Raw genomic sequence first — 15731 nt, forward strand, 5'->3', positions numbered from 1 at the left:
GTGAAAAGTAGTCAAAAATCATAATATCAAGTATAATTGGGTCATTGCGGGAGCGGCGTGGGCCGCTCACTGGTAACTCAAAAGGGAGTGGAGACATGAATAAGCTGCAGCCGGCATTACGCATCAAGGGGGAAAACGTCCGGCATTTTCGCAAACTGCGCGGGTTAAGTCAAGCGGAGCTGGCGGAAGGCATCTGCACACAGGCCACCATCAGTCTGATCGAGAAGCACAACAAAGTCCCAAGTATGAACATCCTGATCCGCATCGTGAATCGCCTGGGCGTGACGCTCGACGATGTCGTGGTGGAAAACCAGGACCACATTCAGCAGGCCCTCAGCGCCGTCGAGGGCAAGATTCGCCACGGCGACTACCAAGAAGCGGCGCCTCTGCTGGCCAAGATCAAGCAGGGCAAGCTGACCCGTGAAGAAGACGAGAAGCGCTACTATTATTACGCTGGCATGGTCGAGTTGTTTGAGCACAAAGACGTTGACGAGGCCATTTACGATTTCGGCCGCGTGCTCAACGGCAGCCCGATCAGCTACCGCGACGTCGCCGGCATCATGGCGACCCTGGGCCTCGGTCTGGCGTACGCCGAAAAGGGCACGACCGACCGTGCCCGGGTCTACATTGACGAGACCGTGAAGCTGCTGAAGGAAGTGCCGCTGAACGAAAGCCGCTACCAAGACGTTGAACTGACCATGTACTGGCACATTGGCCGGATCTACTTTGAGATCGGCGAGTACCGCCAGGCCCTTGGCCACCTGCAAACGGGGATCGAGCTGGCGGTCCGCAACGACAGTCTGTTCCGGCTGCCCGAGCTATACACGCTCAAGGCGCAGACGCTGGCCAAGCTGGGGGATGACCAGGCCGGTGCCCAGCGCGCGATCGCGCTGGCGTTGGCCCAGGTCACGCACCGGCCGAAGCTGATCGCCGAGCTTGAGGATCCAGGCACTGCCGATTCTGTTTCAGCCTAACCACAAGCAACGCCCCGCGGGATCCCGCGGGGCGTTATTAGGTGGTGCCTATTTTGCTGGTTTCGGGTTCGGCTTCTTGGTTGAAGACAACGCCGGCTGGTTGTTGAGGTCCGTCCGCACGACGAGCACGTCGCACTTAGCGTTGCGGGTGACGTACTCGGTCACGCTGCCGATGAGGAGCCGCTCGACCGCATTAAGCCCGGTCGCGCCGATCATGATCAAGTCGATGTTTTTCTGCTTCGGGATGTCGCGGGCGATGATCGTCTTGGGCGCGCCGTACTCGATGGAGTAGGAGACCTTATCCAGTCCCGCTTTGTGGGCCTGGTCAAGGTAGCCGTCCATGGTTTCCTTGGCGGTGTCGGCGACTTGCTGGACCATCGCGGAGTCGAAGCTAGAGACGTTGTTGAACGCGCGGGTGTCGACGGTGTGGATCAGGAATAATTCCGCCTGATTGCGCTTGGCCACCGCGACCGCTTTTTGAAAAGCGAGTTCCGATTCGTAAGAGCCATCGATCGCAACTAGAATGTGCTTGTATTGTTGTAACATGCCCATCACCTCTACTTTCATTGTAGCCGAATGGCGGACCAAAGTGAAACGATTTCAATCTTACCAATCATCCAAGGGCTAGTGATTCAGGTAGGCTGGTACCCGCAACCCGAGGACCCCGGCTGAAAGCGCGCCGACGATGAGCGCCAGGGCCTCCAGCCAGCTGGTCAGGAAGAACGCGGCGAGCAGCGCCAGCACGCCGGCGATCACGAACAGCGCCGCAAAGCGGGTCAGCTCTTTCTGCGCCGCTTCAGTGAGCTGGGTGATGCCAAGAAAGTTCGCGCGGCGGTGTGCGGCCACGTAGGCAGCAAGTGCGAATAAGACCAAGGCGAAAAGGATAAAGATGAGTCGAAACATGACTAGTCTCCTTTGGATTGAGTTGAGTTTATCGTAGCATACCCGAAGGCTTGGTGGTGGAAAAACCGGGGTGGAAGGCAGGTGGATAACAGCGGGTGTCCCCCTAAGTGCGCGACCTCTCTGCACCTAATCGGGCTCCGGGTTCGCAGCTAACGCATGTCACCCTGTAACTCGCTTCGCTCGCACAGGCTGATCAACGCGGGAGCATCTAGCTACCCTCAAGGCCTCGTCGGCAAAGTTCGCTGACAATGCCTTGAGCTAGGCTAGCTGTCCCGCTAAGTGCGCGAACCCTACGCACCTTGCCTAATCGGGCGGCGAGCTCGCAACGCGGGAGTGGTCAGCTACGCCTGAGGCCTCGCCGGCAAAAATCGCCGGCAATGCCTCAGGCTATGCATAGCCTGTAGCCATTTATGGCGTACAGGCTGACATGCGGAGCGGCTACCCATCCCGCTAAGTGCGCGAGCTCTCTGCACCTTGAAACAAAAAAAGACCGACATTTGTGTCGGCCAAAGTCCGAAGACTTTTGTGAAAGGCTAATGGTGCCGTCGAGTACCCGAATTGTTGAAACCCGCATTTAAGCAAGTGGGCCCGGACGACAAGCACGTTAGCTGTTCAGTGAGAGAACAGCACGGCACCTGCCACTTCTGGTCCCAAGGTATTGAGACTGTTCGGTCAACTAATAGATGGGGACCGCGAACACCTTAGGTACTTCCATACTTTTACTCTAGCACTGCCGGCCAAAACATGCAAGAAAACGGCCGGCAAAAACCGCTGTAATGCTTGCCAGATAAGCATTGACACCGATTTCACGTCCTACTGCTGCTCCAGGTGGCGCAGCCGCGTCAGCTGCTGGCCGAGCGCCTGCTCGTACTTGCCGGTGGCCTTGGGCGTGTAGTAATGCGTGTGCTTCAGGTTCGCCGGCATGTAGGTCTGCTGGACCCAGCCGCCGGGGTAGTTGTGCGGCAGCTTGTAGCCGACCCCGTGGCCCAGGGCTTTGGCGCCCTTGTAGTGAGCGTCGCGCAGGTCGTCAGGGATCGGGCCCGCCTTGCCCGCCTGGACGTCGGCAATGGCGGCGTCGATGGCGCTGATGGCGGAGTTCGACTTGGGCGCCAGGCACAGGTCGATCACGGCGTTGGCCAAGGGAATGCGGCCTTCCGGCAGACCGAGCCGCTCGGCGGACTGGATCGCAGTCAGGGTGCGCGAGGCGGTTTGCGGGTTGGCGAGGCCGACGTCTTCGTAAGCAATCACCAACAGGCGGCGCAGGATGCTGGGCAGATCACCGATGACGATCAGGCGGGCGAGGTAGTGCAGGGCGGCGTCGACGTCAGAGCCGCGGATCGCTTTTTGAAAGGCGGAGATCAGGTCGTAGTGCGCGTCGCCGTCTGCGTCGCCATCCAGTGCGCGCTGCTGGAGGGACTGGTGCATGACCGCTTCGGTGAGGTGGATCGCGCCGGCCTTTTCCGGGGTGGATAGGGTGGCGAGCTCCAGCGCGTTCAGCGCCGCGCGCAGGTCGCCGTTGGTGGCCGTCGTCAGGTACGCCCGCGCCTTTTCATCTAACTTGACCGGGTACTTGCCCAGGCCCCGTTCCTCGTCCTTCAGCGCGCGGTCGATGGCTTGACCGATGTCCTCAGGGGTGAGGGGGTGAACCTGGAAAATCTGCGTCCGGCTGCGAATGGCGGGCTGGATGCTCATGTAGGGGTTCTCGGTGGTCGCCCCGATCATGACGATGCGGCCGGATTCGAGCAGCGGCAGGAGAAAATCCTGCTTGGTCTTGTCGAGGCGGTGGATCTCGTCCAGCAGCAGGATCACGGTGCCGCTCATCTTGGCTTCCTCGGCGACGATCTGCAGGTCCTTTTTGGTGTCGGTCGCGGCGTTCAGCATGCGAAAGGCGTACTTGGTCGCACCGGCGATCGCCGAGGCAATGCTGGTCTTGCCGGTGCCGGGCGGGCCGTAGAGGATCATCGAGCTCAGCCGCTTGGCCACGACCATGCGGCGGATGATCTGGCCCTCGCCGACCAGGTGCTGCTGGCCGACGACTTCGTCCAAGTTCCGTGGGCGCATGCGGTATGCGAGTGGTTGCTGCATCAGGGCACCTTCTTTCTTTAACTTTTAAGTTTAGCAGTCCCAAAGCGCGAAACCAAATTATGGGGAGAAGAAAAAAACGGCCGCCACAGTCGGGCAGCCGAGTTATTAATCAGTGGTGGTCGTGATGCGAGGTGTGGCCGTGCGGACGGCCCTTGCGGCGCTGGTCAAACCACTGCGCCATGCGCTGCTGCTGGGCGCTATTGGCCTGCTCGTAGCGCTTGACAAGGACCTGGCGGCGCCGCGCGTCGACGTTCTGGTCGAGCCAGTCGGCCCACTTTTCTGGCAGCATTGGTGCGGCGTTTTGCGGTGCGGCCGGCCCCGGCTGCTCATCGGCCTGCGGTTCGCCGGCAGCGGGGGCAACTGGGTCCTCACCCTTCGCCAGGATCTGGCGGGCGGCCTTGCGCCAGTCGACGTAGGCGGAGGCGGGCAGGGCGGCCAGGTCTTTTTGCTGGTCGTCAGGCAGCGCCTCAGCGTCGAACATCTGCTGGCGGGCGTCCGCATTGAGCAGGAAGTTGAGGATCGGGTAGGCGAGGTAGAACAGCACGGCGAGGTGCGGCAGGAAGTAGGCCACGACAATGGCGATCACGGACAGGATGGCCAGGGGATGATTCGCGTTGCCGTAGATCTTCTGGTAGACCTGCTGCATGTCCGCTTTTGCCGTGTACTGCTGGTGAATGATGGCCTTGGCCAGGAGGCGGAAGATGAAGTTGATCACGGCCTGCATGAGCCCGTACAGCATCACGGTGATCCGCGTCGTGTTTTCGGCCATCATGCTGGTGAACAGCGGCATGAGCGACAGCACCGCGAGGAACAGCACTTCCCACACCAGGATCCGGTACGTCATCGTGGCGATCTCGGCGAACGCGGTGCTGTGCTGGTACCACATATTAAAAATAAACACGAAGGTGATCAGGTAGATGCCGATGTGCTTGCCCATCGCCAGGTAGCGCGGCCAACTGTCCTTCATGATCGGCGCAATGTCTAAGACCATGATGGTGATGATCACGGCCATGATCGCGTCGGCGAAGGCGTCCAGGCGGCTTTTGAGTTTTTCCATGTGACTAGCTCCTTTGCAGTGTTGCCCGTATTCTATGATTGATCGCCAGGCAATGCAACCGCGCATGCAAAAACCTCACCCAAACTGCAGTGAGGTCAGCACGCATTATTGAAAAAGCCGCCCGAACAGGCCGCGCTTTTTTGCCGGCTGCGCAGCGGCTGGTGCGTTTGCCTGCGGAACGTCGATGTCTTTGACGTTGATCGCGGCCTTGGCGACCAGCAGGATCCCTGAGCCCTGCGGCGTGAGGTTCGCCGTGGCGTCGTTGACCAGGGTGAAGGCCACGTTGGCACTGCCTGCCGCCTGCATGAACGGCGCCGTCATCTGCGGGTCAAGCTTGCCATTGATCAGCAGCTTGTAGTCGGTTTGGCCCTGGTGCTTGGCCAGGGCGGCTTTCACCGCCGCCAAGGCTGCGGGTTCTTCGACGTCCTGGTTCTTCACGCGCACCGCCACGCGCTCGCGCAGGGAGCCGAGATACTGGCGGCGCTCATCTGGGTTCGTCTGCGGCGGCCCATAAATGCTATTATTAAGGTGTTGTTGCATGTCGTCGTCAGCCACGTCTGTTCCTCCTTGGTGGCGCTTGCAGCGCGTGTTCAAAATTAAGTATAGCAGAAGGAGGTGCGCGATGTTCACCGATCAGGACTTTACTGTGTTCGACGACCCGACGCTGGCCGGCCGCCTGGGGCTGATCCGCCGCGTGCTGGATCCCAAGTTTGACCAGGCCGGCGGGGAGCTCGCCGACCTGCTCGAGGAGGCCGGGGTGCCAAAGCTTTACCTGCACGTGGCTAAGCACCTGCGCCGCCACAAAAATCCGCCGCCGGACACCTGGCTGGCGCTTTCCACCAGCCAGCGCGGCTACAAGATGATGCCGCACCTCGAGCTGGGGCTGTGGGACGACCGCCTGTTTCTGTGGGTCGCGCTGCTCCAGGAAGCCAAGGCGGCGAGCGTCCGCGTGCCGTTTGACTCGCTGCGGCCGCAGATGATGCTGCTGCCCACCGACATGGAGCTCGCCGCCGACCACACCAGAAAAGAAGTGCTGCCGCTGACGCTGGGCAATTTTGATCGCGTCAGTCGGCGTTATCGCACCACCAAGGCCGGCGAATTTCTGGTGGGGAAGACCTACCTGCGCTCCGATCCGCTTTTCGCTGCGCCAGACGAACTGTGGGCCGACCTTCAGGAGCGGACGGTGCGGCTGGCCCCGGTGCTGAAGCGGCTAGTGGCGGCGCAGTCAGCCAACTCATTTTCCAGAGGTGATTGATCATGGCACAAACAGTTCCCACCTCCCAGCGGCCAGAAGTGCAGCCGTTCTACCGCAGCGCAGATTATCGCGATCTGACCCGCGTGCTCACGGCCGGGGCCATTGCGAAGCTGATCGACCTGTTTGGCATGCTGCAGGCCACCCGGCACCAGCAGGTGACCCCTCAGCAGTGGACGGCCAAGGCGGTGGAGCAGACCCTTGAAGACGTGTGGGAAAACGCCAACACGAAGGCGCAGGCCCAGGCGTTTGAGGACCTCTTCATTGTCAGCAGTTTGCTGGTCCTCGACCTCGCCAAGCGCGGGGCGACCAAGGACAACGTGAATCAGATGGCGGCGATGTTTGACATGCTGGCTGCCATCACCAGCACCGAGGACGACCCGAACGGCGAGTGGGCGGATGACCCCGTCGATGCAGACGACGATGACTACTACTACGAAGGGGAGTCGCCGTACGATCGGCCGGGGCTCGCGTACTGGCAGGAGCGCACGCTTGACGACATCACCGACTACATGCGGGAGTGGGTGCACGAATTCCGGGCCAGCCCGGAATGGGCTCAGGTGCCCCAGCCCGTCGATGAGGTGGTCATGGCGCGCTTTGCCCTGACCCTGACCGAGCAGGCCTACAATGATTACCGCAAGACGCCAAAGACTTGGTCCAAGGCCGTGCTCACGGCCATCCTTGACGCGGCGTTTGTGGCGCCGGCCGACCTGGATGAGCAAAGCGCCCGCTGGGTTGCCCCGAGCTTCCAGGCCTTTATGGTCTTTCTCAAGCGCCGGCACTACCTGCGGCCAGAGGTGGCCGACCGTTACGCCAAGTGGATCGCGGCAAGCGCCCCGGTGCTGATCCGCGCCGCTGCCACCCCGGAACATCGCCGGCCGATGAAGAACGTCGCCTTGGCCATGCAACAAGCGAACGTGGATGTGACCGATGAAAAGGCCGTGGCTGCCTTTATGCCCCTTTACAACCAGACCACCGCACTGCAGCGGCTGCTGGCGGATCAAGACTATGCGGCGGCCGACGTGTACTTCCCGCCGGCCCTGCCGGCGGGCGGCAAGCACGTCGAACGGTTTGCCGGACGCAAATGGGTGAAGGCCTGGGCGACGCGACTGCACGCGGAGGGGCTCGAGTTAGCTCGCCGGCTGTGGAGTGATCCGGCCAGCGACGCCCTGCGGCGGGCGGTGCCGCAAGCCATCGCGGTGCAGACCATCGTGGACGTGTACGATGATCTGTACGCGGAGAAGCTGCTGACGCCCAAGCACTGGCAGCCGGCCGACTTTGCCGAGGCGGTCGCCAAGCTCAAAAAGCGGCGGCAGGGGGCGGCGCTTACGCAGGCGCTGCTTGCCCTGGGCGCGCTGCTGGAGGCGCTGACCCAGGCTGGCCAGGTGCGGCCTGAAACCGCTGCGGCCATGCTGAAGGTCATCACCGAAGCGACGCCCAAGCACGGCGGGAAGGTCATCTCGCTCAAGCAGGCGCGCAAACTGCGCAGCAACGGCCACAGGTAATTGGCGAGAAGCTAAAGCTGCCGGCAGGGGGTTAGCCCAGCCGGCAGCTTTTTGGGTTCTGGATGCGTTTTGCCTCGGCGGCGGGGCAAGTGAGACTGAAGGCGTGTAGCCTGCGTTAGTCCTCCTTGAGGCCGCTGACGGTGAAGGTCTTGGTCCCACCTTTCAGGCCATACTTGGCGGCGTCTTCGCCCACCTTCACGATCACTTGGAATTTATCGCCGTTGCTGAGGTCGCCGTCGCCGTCAAGATCTCCGGTTTCGAGCGTGATGTCGTCCAGCACATCGGCGGTTTTTGAGGCTTTGGCCTGGTCGGCATCGGACTTGAACAACGCCTCGACCTCGTTTTGATCTGTCGATTCGTCCATGCTGAACACCTTGATCATGCCGGCACGCTGGGGTCCGGACAGGCCCTCCTTGCGGCCGACGCGCTCGACGATGTCACTCGCGAACGTCTTCATTGACGCTTTGGTCTGCTGGGCGCTGCCCATCTCGTTGTAACCTGAGAACTTGACCTCGATGTCATTGGCAAGATTCAGCGTCCGGTTCTGGTACAGGTGATAGCCCCCGAACCCGATAATGGCGACGACCACCACAATGATGGCCAGCATCACAGGATTTTGTTTTTTCATTGTTACCCCTCCAAAGGTAGTAGTAGCTTGCTGAGGGCCAGGGTGCTTCGCCGGTGAGCCGCGGCACACACGAAAAAGGCCGACCCTCGATCAAACACTGTCTTTCTTCCAAAGTCTATTACGAATATGCAATATGAATGAAGAAATGACAGGTTTGTGAAGGTTGGCCAACCTAATTATTAATGTGCCCGTATACAATAGTTAATATATCCCCATTAAGCGGAGAAAACAATAGCCAATTAAAAAAGAAAAATGGCAAAATTCGCCGAAATCGATATATAATTCTCTCGTGGCCGGTGTGTCGGGGGGGAGCCAACTCGCCGGCCAGGCGCGTATAATTCGGTTAACCAGCAAAGGAGGGCCCATGATGCCGCAAATCTATTTTCTCTGCACCGGTAATTCGTGCCGCAGTCAGATGGCCGAGGGGTTTGCCCACCAGTTCCTGGGCCCTGATTGGCGCATCGCCAGCGCCGGCCTGCGCGTGGACGGGCTTAATCCGCGGGCGGTGGCTGTCATGGCGGAAGTGGGCATCGACATCAGCCGCCAGCGTTCTAAACTGATCGACCAAGACTTCTTGCGCACCAGCGACGTGGTCGTCACGCTGTGCGGGGATGCCCGCGACCGCTGCCCGGTGGTGCCACCCACGGTGAGCAAAATTCATTGGCCTTTGATCGATCCGGCGCAGGCCACCGGCACGCCGGCTGAGCAGCTGGCGGTGTTTCGGCAGGTCAGAGACGAGATCGGCCGCCGGGTGAAAGCGCTGGCCGCGCAATGATAACAGGCCAAAAGCCGTGATTAAAGGGGCGCTCAGCGAATGAGCGCCCCGGATTATTGTGTTTTCAGCAAAAGAAAAAACCACCATTACTGGTGGAAAAGTTTGGGGGAACTTTTTAGGAGTGTTTCAATTCCGATGGCAGTTATGTTTTTCTCTGCCATTGGACAAGTCAATAATATCACACCCCTAAAGAAGTGATAACCAATTTTTTTAAAAATCCACTGGAAATTTTGTACCTGCTTATGGCATCAGCATTTTTTTAAATAAAAATCCAAGCTAATTGCGCGGCTTTCACTTGCCTCATATTTAATCGGCGGCCAAGGACGGATCAATCAGAATTGCCCCTGATCGATGAGGCTGCGCATCGTGGTTTGCACCTTCATCAGCGTCATGTGCGGGTCCGCCTTGAACGCCGGGACCAGCGCGGTGGCGTTCAGCTGCGGCGTTTGCAGCAGTTGCTTGCCGCCAATGTCCGTGATTGTCAGTTCAGCGGCGCTAAGTTTGGCGGTCAGATAGCCGCCTTCGATGCCCTCGTCGAGCAGCTCCTGGATCCAGTTCTGTAGCCCACCTTGAATGACCGCGTCCTCACTCAGCGGGGTGTGGTTTTGCTCACTTTTGGCCACCAGTGCGGCCACCTGTGCCATGTTCTCCGGAATCTCATGCATCGCTGCCATCTCCTTTAGTTTGTGCCACCGGCATTGTACGCCGAACGGCAACCAAAAAGCCAGCCGCGGGGGCTGGCAACTGGGTTCAGCTAACTTTGGGCTGCGCGGCGAACGTCGCGGTGGTGCGGGCGGCCGCCGCGCGCTTCACCAGCAGGGTAAAGGGGCGCAGCTGGGCGGCGTCGGCGGCAAACAGGTTCTCCGGGTGCCACTGCACGGCCATGATCTGGCGGTCGGCTTGGTCCGCCAGCGCCTCGATGACGCCGTCTGGGGCCGTGGCCACAACCTGCAGCCCTGGGGCCACGCGCTTGACGGCCTCGTGGTGGCGAGAGTTAACGTAGGCTTGCTCGCCGATCAGCTTGGCAAGCTGTGAAGTGGCCTTGACGGTCACGTGGTGGGTGGGGAACTGCCCGGGGGCCGCCTGGGCGTGGCGGATCGTTGCGTCTGGATCTTGGCTCGCCAGGTCCTGGTACAGCGTGCCGCCCAGCGTGACGTTCAGGATCTGCATGCCGCGGCAGATGGCCATGATCGGCTTGCCCGCCGCGAGGGTGGCACGGATCAGCGCCTGCTCGAGGCGGTCTTTGGGGTACAGCGTGGCGCCGATGGCGAAGCTCGGCTCCTCGCCGTACAGGGTCGGGTCGACGTCGGGGCCGCCTGGCAAAAGCAGGCCGTCAAACGTGGTCACCGCCGCCTGTGCCAGCTCGGTGGCCAGGCTGATGTCGTCGGGGAACGGTAAGATCACCGGCACTCCGCCGGCCGCGATGACGGCATTTTTCACGTCACGCGGGGCGTAGTCGGCCTGATTGACGTTTAACGAAGTGCTCGGCTCCTCGAGGGTGTCGGCGGTCATGGCAATAATCGGGCGCAAGAGAATCCTTCCTTTCAGAAAATCAATTGTCCCCTACTTTAAAACTATTTCCCGCACAGTCAAGTGAAACTTGGTAAACTACTTGCTCGAGGCCGGTTTCGCCTGGTGAAATCGTGAGGCCGGCCGCTTAGTGAATAAAATTGCAAAAAACGCCGGGCCCAGAGTCTTCTGAGCGCGGCGTAACAAGGCGTTAGGCATTATGGAAGAAGTCGTCGTTTTCAAACATCAGCTTCACGAAGTCATGGGCGTAGTCGGTGCGGTTCCAGTCGCGCTGCCACTCGCAGGCCAGCTGGGCGTTGGTGATCAGTTCCGCGCCGGCGTGCGCCACGCGGCGCAGCGCCGTTTCGTGCGCGATCAGGGAAGTGCCGCCGATCGCGTCAACGACCGGGAAGACGTGGAAGCCTTCGCGCAAAGCGTCAAGCGCAGGAAAGGCCATGCAGGCTTCCGTCCACAGCGCGCAGATCACGAGGTTCTTGCGGCCGGTCGCGTGCACCGCCTCGTTGAAGTCCTGGTCCTCCCAGGCGTTGATGGCGGTGCGGTCGAGCGGCTTTTTGTCTGGCATCAAGTCGCGCAGGACCTTCAGCGTGTCCGCGTTCTGGCCGCTGGCGACGTTCACCGTGCTCAGGATGATCGGCACCTGGTACAGGTTGGCCAGTTTAATGGTGAAGGTGACATTGTGGATCAACTGCGGGTGGCTCATCGACTGGATCGAAGACACCTGGGTCGGCTGGTAATCGATCACCAGCAGCGCGGAGTTCTCCGGCGTAAGCAGCAGGTCTTCGACGGGGTTGCGGCGAGGATAACTTGTCATCAGATAACGCCTCCTATTAGTTTGAATACGGTTGCATTCTAAACCGGAGGGGGGATAATGCAAAGCAAAGCGACTTGTGCGAGGCGGGCCGCAGGGAGGGGTCACCATGAAAAACATCTTGCACGCGCTGGCCAAAGGCATTGCCAGTTTCTTCACCGTCCTGGCCAGCAACTTGAACCGGCCGTTTCTGCCGCTGGACAGTGAGCGCAAACGGCGGCCGCGCAAAGGGGAGGACGACTGGCGCGACCGGTAAGTAAAAGGCCCCATCAATATGGGACCATCATTAGTGATATCGCGTATTGCGCGCAGCGATATAGGTTAATCCGCAGAGGTATTCGCCGGATCGTTGTTGAAACTCTTCAAGATTGTTTTGGCGTTTGGCAGGATCTTCTGCATCAAGAGAATCAGTTGATCGCGGATCTCCTCAGGCATCATCCCGCTTACATCGAGTTTTCCGGTCACGACCATCTCCATTAATTCGACGTAGGCATAACCCAAAGCAACCGTGACTGTTCCTGCCACAGTTCCAGAGATTGCGGAGGTGGCAATGCCCACTCCAGGAATTAGCTTAAGTAGCGTTTTGGCGGTTGTGACGCCCAGATATTGCGCACCGAAGATTCCGCCGATGCTGGCTAGAACCGTCTCGATTTGATGCTTATCGAGCGCAACTTGATAGATTCCTGTAATCTGGTAGAGCATGTTGCTTTCAGCGGCCATCATCACCGGGGCGTCAGCGAAATCAAGGGGAATAAAACCAGTTCCAAAGTTGGCCAATGTAGTGCCGGCGATGATCTTACCGGCCAGCTTGCGTTTCATTTGAAAGTCAGGCCGCTGGGAGTAGGCAAATGATTGTTGGAGTGCCTCTGGCAGGATATCCGCGGTGAGGGTAACGAGCTGATCGATTCCAAATGCCGCCATCCCTGCTGTTTCCTCCGCGAGCACGTTGACGGTTGGCAAGTCTTTGAAGACGGGGATCTTGTGCAAACTAGCGCTCAAGGCATCGGCCATATCTGGGGCAATAGCCTTGGTCAGGACTAAAATGACCGGAATTTTTTGATCTAGGAAGAACTTAATGAACTTTTGCTCTTTACCATCGATTCGGCCTCCAGTGGCCGCGATACAGTACCACAGGCAGTGGATATCATCGGCCACGGTGTCAGTCTTCTTCGCCCGCTTGATCAACTTGTGGATGGTGTTGACACTTTTCCACTGGGCAAATTGGCCGAGTTCAAAGCCGACAGTGTCGTAAATGCGAACTGGAAAATCTGGCTTTTCGATCAGCTTGATGTGGTCGGTGACAGGCTTTCCCATCCCGGTCTCGGCGAGGCGTTCGCCGAAGGTCGCATTAATCAGGGTCGACTTACCGACGCCACTCTTGCCTGCAACGACAATATTCACTTTTTCAAGATTTCCAAATTGTGCTTTAACCTGTTCAAAAGCCTGCTCAGCTAAGTGCGCCATCTGCTCTTGCTTTGACATCGTGATTCCTCCAATTGTTTTTCTTATCACTGATATTACACTATGCGCCGTGTTATTTCCGCGAAATATATGTTTCCCTTGCCGCCAGTTGAGACAGAAAATTCGAGTGCAATGTATTGGGTTATTCCGTGTCAACAATCCGGGCACAATTGCCGCGCCACAGCGGTGGGCGGCGCCAACTTAAACCACTAAACTGATGATGAACCGATACAGAAAAGGGAGGTTAACTCATGAGCTTAGGGCAAAATTTAGCTGACGCGCGGCGCCACCGGGGGCTTTCTCAGGAGGCGGTCGCCCAGCGGCTGGGCGTCAGTCGGCAGACGATTTCCAAGTGGGAGACCGACGAGACCCTGCCGGACATTTTTCAGTCTAAGAAGCTGGCGACGCTTTACGAGCTGTCCTTAGACAAGTTGGTCAGCTTCGACGCGGACTTGGCGACCATCGAGCATGCCATCACGCACACGCCGGATTCGGCGGTTGCGAAAGTCGACTGGACCGCCATGTGGGCCAAAAAGTACCCAGTGCTGGCGAGCTACCAAGGCAAAGTGGACGCCGATCGGTACGCGGCACAACTGCGGACGCAGCTGGCCGCGCTGCGCCGCGACTACGGCTACAGCGCGCAGGACGCCATGCTGGTGCTCAAGGATATTTTGAGCCGGGTGTGGCAAGAGTAGGTTGTCCGTTTTCCTTCCAGCGCGTAAAATGATCACAACAATCATCCGCCGCGCGGCCTGCCCCGCGGCGATCAAGGGGGCAATCACGTGAAAATTGGGATCATTGGCGCCACTGGCCGGGTCGGCCAGCAGATGGTAAACGCGGCGTTGGCCAACGGCCACAGTGTCGTGGCCCTGGTGCGCAGCCGCGCCAAGGCCGAGCGGCTTTTCGAAGGCCGGGTCGCGGTGGTGGAAAAGGACGCGCTGGCGCTCACGCGGGCCGACTTTGCGGGGCTGGACGCCGTCATTGACGCCTTCGCATCGCCCGCGGCCTATCGCCACCTCGACCTGGCGACGCACTTGATCAGTCTTTTCCGCGGCACTGACACGCCGTACTTGATGTTCGTGCTGGGGGCAAGCTCGCTGCGCCAGCCGTCCGGGGAGCTGCTGCTCAGCCAGGTCGAGGCGCAGGCGCAAGGGGCACCGTGGGTCAAGACCCCGCAGCAGCAGGTCCACGAGCATGACTTCCTGCAGTGGATCGACAACGTGGCCTGGACCGCGATCTCCCCGCAGGCCAACCTGATCGACGGGCCGCTTGGCGACTACCGCCTGGGCACAGACGAGGTGATGCAGGCGCCCAGCGGCAAGTCCGAGGTGACGGTGGCCAACCTGGCCGCGGCGGCGATCGCGGAGCTGGAGCACCGGACGCATCTGCGCCAGCGCTTCACGGTGGTCAACGCCTAGCACAACGCAAAATGGCCCCTGACTGATCGCATTAGGGCGATCGGCCAGGGGCCATTTTTTGGTAAAAGTCACGGATTGATCGCGTCGCCGCCGGTCACGCCGTAGATCTGGCCGGAGATGTAGCTGGCCTCATCCGATCCCAGCAGCACGTACACCGGTGCCAGTTCAACGGGCATCCCCGCCCGTCCAAGCGGGGTGTCCTGGCCGAACTTGGGAATGGCCTCACTTGGCTGGCCGTGGTCCAGTTGCAGCGCGGTCCAGATCGGCCCCGGTGCCACGCCGTTGACCCGAATGCCTTGGGGAGTCAGCTGCTTGGCCAGCCCGATCGTGAAGTTGGCGATCGCCGCCTTGGTCGCCGCGTAGTCGAGCAGGTTCGAACTGGGGGCAAAGGCCTGAATCGAGGTGGTGGTCACGATGGCGCTGCCTGGTGCCAGGTGCGGCAGGGCGGCGCGCACCGCGGCGAACATCGCCTCGATGTTGACGGTGAAGGTGTCTTTGACCTGCGCTTGCGGAAGTTCGGCCAGCGTGGCGTGCTGGATCTGCTGGGCGGCGTTGAGCACCAGCAGGTCGAGCCCACCGAGCTGCAGGGCCGCCTCTTCGACCACTTTAGCGGGCGCTTCGGCAATGCGAAAGTCGGCCGGCAGCAGCACCGCTTTTTGGCCCTCGGCTTCAATCAGCTGACGGACTTCCTCAGCGTCGGCCTCTTCGCCAGGGAAAAAGTGGATCGCCACGTCGGCGCCTTCGCGCGCGTAGGCAATGGCGGCGGCGCGGCCGATGCCGGAGTCGCCGCCGGTCACCAGGGCGTGCCGCCCAGCCAGCCGGCCATGGCCGACGTAGCTGCTTTCACCGCAGTCAGGCACGGGCGTCATCTGCGTTTGCAGCGCCGGTGGGTCCTGGTCTTGCGCGGGAAAATCGGCGTCGTGGTACAGGGCGCGGGGGTCAATCAACTTGGTCATGTAAGTCCTCCTTTTCAAGGTGCGGCGGGTTCGCGCATTTAGGGGGACAGCCAGCCTAGGTCAAGGCATTGCCGGCGTTTTTTGCCGGCGAGGCCTTGACCGTAGCTGGATGCTCCCCCGTTGCGAACCCAAAGCCCGATTACGAAGGTGCGGCGGGTTCGCGCATTTAGCGGGATGGGTAGCCTAGGTTGCGGCTTTACTCGCAAAGCGAGTGAAGCTGCGACCGTAGCTAGCCACTCCCGCGTTGCGAACCCAAAGCCCGATTATGCAAGGTGCGGTGGCTTCGCGCACTTAGCGGGATGGGTAGCCTGTTATGAAGTGACCCGTGTCAACTCCAACTTTCAATTTTCGATATCATCGCTGGCACCAACAAGCTTCA

At 60.0% G+C, this 15731-nt stretch carries 18 protein-coding genes; 7 read left to right on the forward strand and 11 right to left on the reverse strand.

Going from position 1 to position 15731, the window contains the following annotated elements; translation table 11 throughout:
- The first annotated feature begins 95 nt into the window (after positions 1 to 95).
- The gene (locus EKM85_RS07435; protein WP_125585641.1) at positions 96 to 974 is read left to right on the forward strand and encodes a helix-turn-helix domain-containing protein; all 879 of its coding nucleotides are present in this window, start codon (positions 96 to 98) and stop codon (positions 972 to 974) included.
- A 48-nt stretch (positions 975 to 1022) separates the two neighbouring features.
- On the opposite strand, the gene EKM85_RS07440 is transcribed toward EKM85_RS07435, so the two are convergent.
- From EKM85_RS07440 to EKM85_RS07460, 5 genes are all read right to left on the reverse strand, one after another.
- The gene (locus EKM85_RS07440) at positions 1023 to 1520 is read right to left on the reverse strand and encodes a universal stress protein (RefSeq protein WP_125585642.1); all 498 of its coding nucleotides are present in this window, start codon (positions 1518 to 1520) and stop codon (positions 1023 to 1025) included.
- Positions 1521 to 1598: 78 nt separating this feature from the next.
- Entirely contained in the window at positions 1599 to 1877 is a 279-nt protein-coding gene (locus EKM85_RS07445) for a hypothetical protein (RefSeq protein WP_125585643.1), read from the reverse strand.
- Positions 1878 to 2690: 813 nt separating this feature from the next.
- Positions 2691 to 3962, reverse strand: coding sequence for a replication-associated recombination protein A (locus EKM85_RS07450; RefSeq protein ID WP_125585644.1), 1272 nt, complete (start codon positions 3960 to 3962; stop codon positions 2691 to 2693).
- Between the two features lie 109 nt (positions 3963 to 4071).
- Positions 4072 to 5019 carry a TMEM175 family protein gene (locus EKM85_RS07455; RefSeq protein ID WP_164510707.1) on the reverse strand — a complete coding sequence of 316 codons (948 nt, stop codon included), beginning with the start codon at positions 5017 to 5019 and terminating at the stop codon, positions 4072 to 4074.
- Between the two features lie 105 nt (positions 5020 to 5124).
- The gene (locus EKM85_RS07460) at positions 5125 to 5574 is read right to left on the reverse strand and encodes a YueI family protein (protein ID WP_125585646.1); all 450 of its coding nucleotides are present in this window, start codon (positions 5572 to 5574) and stop codon (positions 5125 to 5127) included.
- A gap of 67 nt (positions 5575 to 5641) precedes the next feature.
- Between EKM85_RS07460 and EKM85_RS07465 the strand changes: the two genes are divergently transcribed.
- Positions 5642 to 6274, forward strand: a complete 633-nt coding sequence (locus EKM85_RS07465) for a DUF1054 family protein (RefSeq protein ID WP_125585647.1) — start codon at positions 5642 to 5644, stop codon at positions 6272 to 6274.
- Between the two features lie 2 nt (positions 6275 to 6276).
- Positions 6277 to 7776 (forward strand): hypothetical protein, encoded by a 1500-nt coding sequence (locus EKM85_RS07470; RefSeq protein WP_125585648.1) that lies wholly within the window; start codon positions 6277 to 6279, stop codon positions 7774 to 7776.
- A 115-nt stretch (positions 7777 to 7891) separates the two neighbouring features.
- On the opposite strand, the gene EKM85_RS07475 is transcribed toward EKM85_RS07470, so the two are convergent.
- Positions 7892 to 8404 (reverse strand): hypothetical protein, encoded by a 513-nt coding sequence (locus tag EKM85_RS07475; protein WP_125585649.1) that lies wholly within the window; start codon positions 8402 to 8404, stop codon positions 7892 to 7894.
- 367 nt (positions 8405 to 8771) lie between these two features.
- Between EKM85_RS07475 and arsC the strand changes: the two genes are divergently transcribed.
- Complete coding sequence (gene arsC, locus EKM85_RS07480) at positions 8772 to 9179, forward strand: arsenate reductase (thioredoxin) (RefSeq protein WP_125585650.1); 408 nt, start codon at positions 8772 to 8774, stop codon at positions 9177 to 9179.
- A gap of 332 nt (positions 9180 to 9511) precedes the next feature.
- Here arsC and EKM85_RS07485 read toward each other — a convergent pair whose 3' ends face one another.
- The 3 genes from EKM85_RS07485 to EKM85_RS07495 form a co-directional block, all read right to left on the reverse strand.
- Positions 9512 to 9844, reverse strand: coding sequence for a hypothetical protein (locus tag EKM85_RS07485; protein ID WP_125585651.1), 333 nt, complete (start codon positions 9842 to 9844; stop codon positions 9512 to 9514).
- Positions 9845 to 9929: 85 nt separating this feature from the next.
- Positions 9930 to 10709: a gamma-glutamyl-gamma-aminobutyrate hydrolase family protein gene (locus EKM85_RS07490; protein WP_191987294.1), complete on the reverse strand. Its 780-nt coding sequence runs from the start codon at positions 10707 to 10709 to the stop codon at positions 9930 to 9932.
- A gap of 190 nt (positions 10710 to 10899) precedes the next feature.
- Positions 10900 to 11520, reverse strand: coding sequence for a hydrolase (locus EKM85_RS07495; protein WP_125585652.1), 621 nt, complete (start codon positions 11518 to 11520; stop codon positions 10900 to 10902).
- Between the two features lie 106 nt (positions 11521 to 11626).
- Between EKM85_RS07495 and EKM85_RS11470 the strand changes: the two genes are divergently transcribed.
- Entirely contained in the window at positions 11627 to 11773 is a 147-nt protein-coding gene (locus EKM85_RS11470; protein ID WP_164510708.1) for a hypothetical protein, read from the forward strand.
- 65 nt (positions 11774 to 11838) lie between these two features.
- Here the strand turns inward: EKM85_RS11470 and EKM85_RS07500 are convergent, their stop codons facing one another.
- Positions 11839 to 12999, reverse strand: a complete 1161-nt coding sequence (locus EKM85_RS07500; protein WP_125585653.1) for a YcjF family protein — start codon at positions 12997 to 12999, stop codon at positions 11839 to 11841.
- A 230-nt stretch (positions 13000 to 13229) separates the two neighbouring features.
- Between EKM85_RS07500 and EKM85_RS07505 the strand changes: the two genes are divergently transcribed.
- Both EKM85_RS07505 and EKM85_RS07510 read left to right on the forward strand, forming a co-directional pair.
- Positions 13230 to 13673: a helix-turn-helix transcriptional regulator gene (locus EKM85_RS07505; RefSeq protein ID WP_125585654.1), complete on the forward strand. Its 444-nt coding sequence runs from the start codon at positions 13230 to 13232 to the stop codon at positions 13671 to 13673.
- Positions 13674 to 13760: 87 nt separating this feature from the next.
- Positions 13761 to 14396 carry an NAD(P)H-binding protein gene (locus EKM85_RS07510; protein WP_125585655.1) on the forward strand — a complete coding sequence of 212 codons (636 nt, stop codon included), beginning with the start codon at positions 13761 to 13763 and terminating at the stop codon, positions 14394 to 14396.
- Between the two features lie 68 nt (positions 14397 to 14464).
- Here EKM85_RS07510 and EKM85_RS07515 read toward each other — a convergent pair whose 3' ends face one another.
- Positions 14465 to 15352, reverse strand: a complete 888-nt coding sequence (locus EKM85_RS07515; RefSeq protein ID WP_125585656.1) for an SDR family oxidoreductase — start codon at positions 15350 to 15352, stop codon at positions 14465 to 14467.
- Between the last annotated feature and the right edge of the window lie 379 nt (positions 15353 to 15731).

This window comes from Lacticaseibacillus jixianensis, assembly GCF_003946485.1.
Classification (GTDB): Bacteria; Bacillota; Bacilli; order Lactobacillales; family Lactobacillaceae; genus Lacticaseibacillus; species Lacticaseibacillus jixianensis.